This window comes from Mesorhizobium sp. M7D.F.Ca.US.004.03.1.1, from assembly GCF_003998635.1.
Lineage (GTDB): Bacteria > Pseudomonadota > Alphaproteobacteria > Rhizobiales > Rhizobiaceae > Mesorhizobium > Mesorhizobium loti.
Genome location: NZ_RZQG01000213.1, coordinates 1 through 7,733 on the forward strand (window position 1 = coordinate 1; position 7,733 = coordinate 7,733).

A 7,733-nucleotide genomic window follows, 5' to 3' on the forward strand; every position below is an offset into this window, starting at 1 on the left:
CGTCGAGAAACCGCGCCGCGATTTCCAAAAGAGCGGAAACATCCTGGGAATTCCTATATGTAGTCCTCGACTGACTCCAGGAGACAACGCCGCGTGTTCCTTTCGGTTTTCGACCTGTTCAAGATCGGCATAGGACCCTCGAGTTCGCACACGATGGGGCCGATGACCGCCGCGGCGCGGTTTCTCGACGAGGTCGCGGGAAATGACTGGCCCCGTCCGGCGGGTGTGAAGGTCGACCGGCTTGGCGCCAGCCTGCACGGGTCACTCGCCTACACCGGCATCGGTCACGGCAGTGATCGCGCCGTCATCCTCGGCCTTGCCGGCCTGACGCCGCAGACGGTCGATCCCGATCAGGCCGATGGCATTGCCAGCCGCATCACCGCCGAAAAGCGCATTTCGCCGCCCGGCCATCCCTCCTATCGCTTCGATCCGGCCATCGATCTGGTGCTCGACCGCAAGACGCCGCTCACCGGTCACGCCAACGGCATGGCGTTCTACGCCTATGACGCTGGCGGCCGCCTGCTGCTCAAGCGCATCTATTATTCGATCGGCGGCGGCTTCGTGGTTTCGGAAGAAGAACTGCAGCGGATGAAGGCCAAGGGGTCGGTGACGACAGAAGGCAAGAAAGTGCCTTATCCTTTCAAGAATGCGGTCGAGATGCTGGCCATGGCCGGCAAAAGCGGCCTTTCCATCGCCGACATGAAGCGCGTCAACGAGGAGACGCAGATGTCGCGCGAGGCGCTCGACGCCGGCCTCGACGGCATCTGGAGCGCCATGAAGGGCTGCATCGACCGCGGCCTGTCGCAGGATGGCATCATGCCGGGCGGGCTGAAGGTGCGCCGGCGGGCGCGCATGCTGCACGACAAGCTGCAAGAGCAGTGGCAGCAGAACAAGCCCAATCCCTTGCTCGCCAATGACTGGCTGTCGATCTACGCCATGGCGGTGAACGAGGAGAATGCCCCCGGCGGCCGCGTCGTCACCGCGCCGACCAAAGGCGCGGCCGGCACGCTGCCGGCTGTGCTGCGCTACTGGTTGCACTTCCATCCGGAGGCCGATCAGCCGAGCATCCGAGATTTCCTGCTGACGGCCGCTGCCGTCGGCGGCATCATCAAGACAAATGCCTCGATCTCCGGCGCCGAGGTCGGCTGTCAGGGTGAGGTCGGGTCGGCGTCGGCGATGGCGGCGGCCGGCCTGTGCGCCGTCATGGGCGGCACGCCCGAGCAGGTCGAGAATGCCGCCGAGATCGCGCTTGAACATCATCTCGGCATGACCTGCGATCCGGTCGGCGGGCTGGTGCAAGTGCCGTGCATCGAGCGCAATGCGCTGGGCGCGGTAAAGGCGGTGACGGCCGCGTCGCTGGCCATCAAAGGCGACGGCATCCATTTCGTGCCGCTCGACGCGGCGATCGAGACCATGCGCCAGACCGGCCTCGACATGAACGAGAAGTACAAGGAAACCAGCCTTGGCGGGCTCGCCGTCAATGTCGTGGAGTGCTGAGGGCTGGCCTAAGCTGCCACTGTGGAGAAGTCGATCAGGCCGTTGACGCATCCGCGCGCGGGACTAAACCTTAAGCGATGTCTCTCAATCTCATAAAACTCTGTGTCGGCTGCGACAGCGTCGAGGATCTCGAAGAGTGGATTGCCTTCCGCCTCGACGAGCGGCGGCGCGCCGGGGAGCCGGTCGAGCAATATCACACCACCCGCATGATGCCGACGCGCGGCGCCGAGGTTACCGATGGCGGTTCGCTTTACTGGGTGATCAAGGGCAATGTGCAGTGCCGCCAGCTGATCACCGAGATTCGGCCGTTCACCGACGGTGAAGGCATCGGCCGCTGCCACCTGATTCTCGACCCCGAGGTTGTACGAACCGACTGGCAGCCGCGCCGGGCTTTTCAGGGCTGGCGCTATCTGAAGCCGGCCGACGCGCCGCTTGATCTCGGCAAGGGCAAGGCCGGGCTGATCGAGATGCCGCCGAAACTCAGGCGCGAGCTTGCCGATCTCGGCCTGCTCTGACCACAGGTGGCATCACCGTCTGGCCCTTTGTGCCACCCGATGTGGGACTTGCAAGCGATGTAGCAACGCCACATCTTGTTTTTATGAGCGACAAGAAGCAGCCCGTGCCCGCGAGGGCCAATCCTGCGCCGATCAAGCCTCAATCCAACGCCGGCGAGATCGACGCCTTCATTCGTCAGGCGAGGACACTTGCCGCGTCGGCGACCGGTTCGGGCAGGCTGATCCTTGCCCTCGACGCGACGATGAGCCGCCAGCCGACCTGGGATCTGGCCTGCACGCTGCAGGGCCAGATGTTCGACGCCGTCGGCAAGGCCGGAACCCTCAGCGTGCAGCTGGTTTATTTTCGCGGTCTCGGCGAGTGCCGTTCGTCCGCTTTCGTGAGTGACACCGATGCCTTGAAGCAGCTGATGACGCGGATCGAATGCCGCAGTGGCCACACCCAGATCGGCAAGGTGCTGGCGCACGCGCAGAAACAGACGGCGACCGCCAAGGTCAATGCGCTGGTCTATATCGGCGATGCGATGGAAGAGGATATCGACGATTTGGCCGAAAAGGCCGGCAGCCTCGGCCTGCGTGGCGTTCCTGTCTTCGTCTTCCAGGAAGGTCATGATTCCGGCGCAGAAAAGGCGTTCAAGGAAATCGCGCGGTTGTCCAAAGGGGCTTGGTTCCGATTTGATCGGCGGGCTGCAACGACCCTGGCAGGGCTGCTTTCGGCGGTTGCGGTGTTTGCAACCGGCGGACTGAAGGCGCTTGAGGCCAGAGGCAGGCCGGAAGACCGGCTGATGATTGAGCATCTGCGGGGTGGCGGGGACTGATGGGCGCAATCATCGCATTGGTAGCATTACTTTTGGTGCTTCTCGGCGCGGCCACGATCTTCCTCCGCGCCGACCCAGCAAAACTGGCCAGCGGCATGAAGACACTCGGGCCGGTCCTTCTGGGGCTGGTCGGCATCGCTATGGTTGTGGTCGGGCGTGAAGGCATCGGGGGCATAATTCTGTCGGCGGCAATCGCCTGGTATGGTTCCATGCGGATGAAGCGGCCGCCGGCAAAGCTCGCGCCGGGCAAGCGTTCGACGGTGCGCACCGCAGCGCTCGAGATGGAACTCGATCACGATACCGGCGGCCTTGAAGGACTGGTCCTGGCTGGCGGCCACGAAGGCAAGATGCTTGGCGCGATGGGCCTGGCGGAGTTGCAGCATCTCTTCCGGGAACTCTCCGGCGATCCGGAGAGCCGGCAGCTGCTAGAGACGTATCTTGACGGCAGATTTCCCGTCTGGCGCAAAAACACTGAGACGAACGGTGGTGAAGGGCTGGGTGTTGCGCCAGGTCCGGGCGCCATGACTAAGGAGGAGGCCTACAAGGTCCTTGGTCTTGAAGCGGGGGCCGCCGCGGCGGATGTCCGCAAGGCGCACCGCCGCCTGATGCAACGCCTGCACCCCGATATCGGCGGCACGTCTTTCCTGGCGGCGCGGATTAATGAAGCCAAGGACGTCTTGCTCTCCAATCACAACTAGTCTCCTTCGATGCAGAACTTTTCCGGGAGATGACTTCCACGCCGTCCTACTGCTGGACGGCGTAGCACTCGATGTTCTTCTTCTTCAAAGCGGTGCAGGCCTTCCAGGCCGCGGTCTTCGAACCAAAGCCGCCGAAACGGGCGCGGTAGTAGGTGACGCCGTCCTTGTCGAAGGCGACGGTGAAGCCGGACGCGTCGGCTAGCACCTTGGGTGCCTGCTTGGTGGTCTTGTCGAGGAAGGCCTGGGCTTCGGACTGCTTTGGCGAAGACGCGACCTGAATGGCCCAGCCCGACGGCACCGACGCTGTGTTGACCGGGTCGACGGCCGCCGGAGTTGGCTCGGCATAGGCAGCGACGACCTGGGCCGTGGCAATTTGAGGGGCCGACACGATGACGGTCTTGACCTTCCTGGTCTTGACCACGGGCGCTGTCTCCTCGACCGCGGCCGTTGTCTGCTCATCGGTCGCGTCCGTAGCGTCCGCAGTTGTAGGATCGTCGTTGGACGCCACGGCATCGTCTTCGACCATCGGCTTGTCGTCCGGCGTCGGCGCGTCGTGCTTGGGCAGGAGGACCTTGGCAAGCGCGGTGATCGGGTTGTTGCCGCTGGCCTTGGCGACCAGATCGCCGCCGCCGCGGGTCGATGCCCTCGGCAGATAGGTGTTGATCAACGTGGCCATCTGGTTGTCGCGGCTGCCGCCGGAGGTGCCGCCCATGACCACGCCGACGATGCGGCGATTGCCATCGGCAACCGACGAGACGAGGTTGAAGCCGGAGGCGCGAGTGTAGCCCGTCTTGATGCCGTCGACGCCTTTGATGCGTCCGAGCAGGCGGTTGTGGCCGTTGATGCGCTGGCGCCCGTAAAGAAAGGAACGCTGCGAGAAATAGCCGTAATACTGCGGGAAGTGCTCCCTCAGCGCGATGCCGAGCGTCGCCATGTCGCGCGCGGTGGTGAATTGGCCAGGGTCGGGCAGGCCGTTGGCGTTGCGGAAGACGGTCCCGGTCATGCCCAGCGCCCGCGCCTTGGCGGTCATCATGCGGGCAAAAGTAGGTTCATTGCCGCCGAGCATTTCACCTAGCGCGGTGGCCGAGTCATTCGCCGACTTGGTGACGATCGACAGGATCGCGGTCTCGACCGTAACAGAATCGCCCGGCTTCACCCCGAGTTTCGTCGGCGCCTCGGCGGATGCATGGGCCGAAAACACGACTGGCGAGTTCCTGCTGATCTTGCCCTTCGCCAGCGCCTCGAAGGTCAGATAGAGCGTCATCATCTTGGTCAGCGAGGCCGGATAGCGCCTGCCGTTGGCATCCGCGGAGTAGAGCACCTTGCCAGTCTTGGCGTCCACGACAATGGCCGCCTGCCTCGCTGCCAGCGATGAGACGACGTCGCCACAAACGAACGTCATCGCCATGGCGATGATCACGATCGTCTTGAGAGGGGAGGTGGATTTGGAAACGATGCCCAACAACGCCTTACGCACTGGTACTTCCCTTGAATTCTTCGTTGCGCTGGAGGCGGCAAAGGGTCCTGCCTCGCTTCCGGCCAAGCTACCGGGGCAGCGTTACCAATCCGTTTATGGTAACCGCCGCGTTCACCATTTTCTTCGGGCTTGAAGCTCTCTTTATTCGATTTTTAGCCATTGGCTGTGCAGGCGGGTCCGCACGCCAGTAAAATATTGACTTTTGTGCGGCGCACAATTATTATCTTGCATTGCACAAGGGCGCCCCGAAGAAGGACGCCTCAACCGTCAAGGGAATCGCGAAATGACCCAGACCTATGAGGACTTCAGCAAATACGGCAAAGAGTTCGCCGACACCGGATTGAAGAGCTTTGCGTCCCTCTCCAAGGGCGCGCAGGCGATCGCGACCGAGGCTGGCGAATACACCAAGAAAAGTTTTGAAGCCGGCAGCGCCACCGTGGAGAAGCTGATTTCGGCCAAGTCGCTGGAAAAGGCGATCGAGATCCAGTCGGATTACGCCAAGCAGTCCTACGAGGCGTTCGTCGCCGAGGCCACCAAGATTGGCGACCTCTATGCCGAACTCGCCAAGGAAGCCTACAAGCCGTTCGAATCAATCGTTGCCAAGGCGAAGTAATTTCGCCGGGCGAAGTCATTTCGCCTGATGTGACCCAAATCCGGCCCTTTGGGTCCGGGCCAAAACCCGGCTGCGGAAACGCAGCCGGGTTTTTTCATGCCGATTTCCACTCCAGGGCCTCGCGCCCCTTCACGATTGCGAAAATCGTCCAAGTTTGGTCACCTAGCCATATTGTCAGCTAAACAGAAGGGCTTAAAATCGTCCATCGAACACCTACATGTCGAACTCGCATGGGGATTCGAAAGAGGCAGGAATACGTGACGATCGGTTTGACTGCCACGAGACACGTGGCGCGGATGCAAAACGGCGACGGCAACGGCAATGAGGCCGGCCGTGGGACGGCCGTCATCACGCGCACCAAAACCAAAACCAAGAAGCCCAGCCTTTATCGGGTCCTCATCCTCAACGACGACTACACGCCCATGGAGTTCGTGGTTCACGTGCTGGAGCGTTTTTTCCAGAAGGACCGCGAAGCCGCCACACGCATCATGCTTCATGTTCACAATCATGGAGTGGGCGAGTGCGGGGTCTATACATTCGAGGTGGCCGAGACCAAAGTGTCCCAGGTCATGGATTTCGCCCGACAGAATCAGCATCCGCTGCAATGCGTGATGGAGAAGAAGTGAGGTAACATGCCGGCTTTCTCCCAAGGCCTGGAAAAGGCGCTTCACCAGGCGCTGACGCTCGCCAATGAGCGGCACCATGAATATGCAACCCTTGAACACCTGCTGCTCGCGCTCATCGACGACACCGAGGCGGCCGCCGTCATGCGCGCCTGCAATGTCGATCTCGATGAGCTCAAGCACACGGTGCTCACCTATATCGACACCGAGCTCGACAACCTCGTCACCGGTTACGACGAGGACTCCAAGCCGACGGCCGGTTTCCAACGCGTCATCCAGCGCGCGGTGATCCATGTCCAGTCGTCTGGCCGCGAGGAAGTGTCGGGCGCCAACGTGCTCGTCGCCATCTTCGCCGAGCGCGAGAGCCATGCCGCCTATTTCCTGCAGGAACAGCAGATGACCCGCTACGACGCGGTCAACTACATCTCGCACGGCATTGCCAAGCGTCCGGGTGCGTCGGAGACACGCTCGCCGCGCGGCGCCGATGACGAGCAGGGCGGCCAGAACGGCGCCGAACCGCAAGAGGAAGGTGGCAAGAAGAAGCAGCAGCAGGATGCGCTGACCGCTTATTGCGTCAACCTCAACAACAAGGCCAAGGCCGGCAAGATCGATCCGCTGATCGGCCGCGAGTCCGAGATCAACCGCACCATCCAGGTGCTGTGCCGCCGCTCCAAGAACAACCCGCTCTATGTCGGCGACCCCGGCGTCGGCAAGACGGCGATCGCCGAGGGCCTGGCCAAGCGCATCGTCGAGGGCGACGTTCCCGAAGTGCTGCACAACGCCACCATCTTCGCGCTCGACATGGGCACGCTGCTTGCCGGCACGCGCTATCGCGGCGATTTCGAGGAACGGCTGAAGCAGGTCGTCAAGGAGCTCGAGGACTATCCAGGTGCCGTGCTGTTCATCGACGAGATCCACACGGTCATCGGGGCAGGGGCCACATCAGGCGGCGCCATGGACGCGTCCAACCTGTTGAAGCCGGCCTTGTCGTCGGGTGCGATCCGCTGCATCGGCTCGACCACCTACAAGGAATTCCGCCAGTTCTTCGAGAAGGACCGTGCCCTGGTGCGGCGCTTCCAGAAGATCGACGTCAACGAGCCGACCATCGAGGACGCCATCGAGATCATGAAGGGCCTGAAGCCCTATTATGAGGAATTCCACAAGGTGAAGTTCACCAACGAGGCGATCAAGGCCTCGGTGGAGCTGTCGGCACGCTACATCAACGACCGCAAGCTGCCGGACAAGGCGATCGACGTGATCGACGAGACCGGCGCCTCGCAGATGCTGGTGCCGGAAGCCAAGCGCAAGAAGACCATCGGCATCAAGGAGATCGAGGCGACGATCGCCACCATGGCCCGCATCCCGCCGAAGACGGTTTCGGCCGACGACGAGAAGGTGCTGCAAGGCCTCGATATCGAGCTGAAGCGCGTCGTCTATGGCCAGGATACCGCGATCAGTGCGCTTACCTCGGCGATCAAGCTGGCACGTGCCGGAC

9 protein-coding genes are annotated in these 7,733 nt (G+C 62.3%); 8 read left to right on the forward strand and 1 reads right to left on the reverse strand.

Annotated features, from left to right (window positions below; genetic code table 11):
* Nucleotides 1–93: 93 nt before the first annotated feature.
* The 4 genes from EN935_RS14435 to EN935_RS14450 all read left to right on the forward strand — a co-directional run bounded on the left by EN935_RS14435 (nucleotide 94) and on the right by EN935_RS14450 (nucleotide 3,525).
* Nucleotides 94–1,497 carry an L-serine ammonia-lyase gene (locus EN935_RS14435; RefSeq protein ID WP_127373395.1) on the forward strand — a complete coding sequence of 468 codons (1,404 nt, stop codon included), beginning with the start codon at nucleotides 94–96 and terminating at the stop codon, nucleotides 1,495–1,497.
* 77 nt (nucleotides 1,498–1,574) lie between these two features.
* Nucleotides 1,575–2,012, forward strand: a complete 438-nt coding sequence (locus EN935_RS14440) for a DUF1489 family protein (RefSeq protein WP_056587530.1) — start codon at nucleotides 1,575–1,577, stop codon at nucleotides 2,010–2,012.
* Between the two features lie 83 nt (nucleotides 2,013–2,095).
* Complete coding sequence (locus EN935_RS14445) at nucleotides 2,096–2,827, forward strand: VWA domain-containing protein (RefSeq protein ID WP_127263459.1); 732 nt, start codon at nucleotides 2,096–2,098, stop codon at nucleotides 2,825–2,827.
* Nucleotides 2,827–3,525 carry a DnaJ domain-containing protein gene (locus tag EN935_RS14450; RefSeq protein ID WP_127263458.1) on the forward strand — a complete coding sequence of 233 codons (699 nt, stop codon included), beginning with the start codon at nucleotides 2,827–2,829 and terminating at the stop codon, nucleotides 3,523–3,525. The genes EN935_RS14445 and EN935_RS14450 overlap by 1 nt, the downstream gene beginning before the upstream one ends.
* Nucleotides 3,526–3,571: 46 nt before the next feature.
* Here EN935_RS14450 and EN935_RS14455 read toward each other — a convergent pair whose 3' ends face one another.
* Entirely contained in the window at nucleotides 3,572–4,867 is a 1,296-nt protein-coding gene (locus EN935_RS14455) for a D-alanyl-D-alanine carboxypeptidase (protein ID WP_245488952.1), read from the reverse strand.
* A gap of 4 nt (nucleotides 4,868–4,871) precedes the next feature.
* On the opposite strand from EN935_RS14455, the gene EN935_RS42040 reads away from it, so the two are divergent.
* The 4 genes from EN935_RS42040 to EN935_RS14470 form a co-directional block, all read left to right on the forward strand.
* Nucleotides 4,872–5,135, forward strand: coding sequence for a hypothetical protein (locus EN935_RS42040; RefSeq protein ID WP_245488953.1), 264 nt, complete (start codon nucleotides 4,872–4,874; stop codon nucleotides 5,133–5,135).
* A 150-nt stretch (nucleotides 5,136–5,285) separates the two neighbouring features.
* Nucleotides 5,286–5,615 carry a phasin family protein gene (locus EN935_RS14460; RefSeq protein WP_109669071.1) on the forward strand — a complete coding sequence of 110 codons (330 nt, stop codon included), beginning with the start codon at nucleotides 5,286–5,288 and terminating at the stop codon, nucleotides 5,613–5,615.
* Nucleotides 5,616–5,911: 296 nt separating this feature from the next.
* Complete coding sequence (gene clpS / locus EN935_RS14465) at nucleotides 5,912–6,241, forward strand: ATP-dependent Clp protease adapter ClpS (protein WP_056587551.1); 330 nt, start codon at nucleotides 5,912–5,914, stop codon at nucleotides 6,239–6,241.
* Nucleotides 6,242–6,247: 6 nt separating this feature from the next.
* A partial coding sequence (locus tag EN935_RS14470) for an AAA family ATPase (protein ID WP_127373396.1) occupies nucleotides 6,248–7,733 on the forward strand: 1,486 nt, incomplete at its 3' end.

What these genes read in the sequence shown, in the direction of transcription:
- EN935_RS14440 (WP_056587530.1), top strand. Translation starts at nt 1,575, where the DNA reads ATGTCTCTCAATCTCATAAAACTCTGTGTCGGCTGCGACAGCGTCGAG.
- clpS (WP_056587551.1), top strand. Translation starts at nt 5,912, where the DNA reads ATGCAAAACGGCGACGGCAACGGCAATGAGGCCGGCCGTGGGACGGCC.
- EN935_RS14445 (WP_127263459.1), top strand. Translation starts at nt 2,096, where the DNA reads ATGAGCGACAAGAAGCAGCCCGTGCCCGCGAGGGCCAATCCTGCGCCG.
- EN935_RS42040 (WP_245488953.1), top strand. Translation starts at nt 4,872, where the DNA reads ATGGCCGCCTGCCTCGCTGCCAGCGATGAGACGACGTCGCCACAAACG.
- EN935_RS14460 (WP_109669071.1), top strand. Translation starts at nt 5,286, where the DNA reads ATGACCCAGACCTATGAGGACTTCAGCAAATACGGCAAAGAGTTCGCC.
- EN935_RS14450 (WP_127263458.1), top strand. Translation starts at nt 2,827, where the DNA reads ATGGGCGCAATCATCGCATTGGTAGCATTACTTTTGGTGCTTCTCGGC.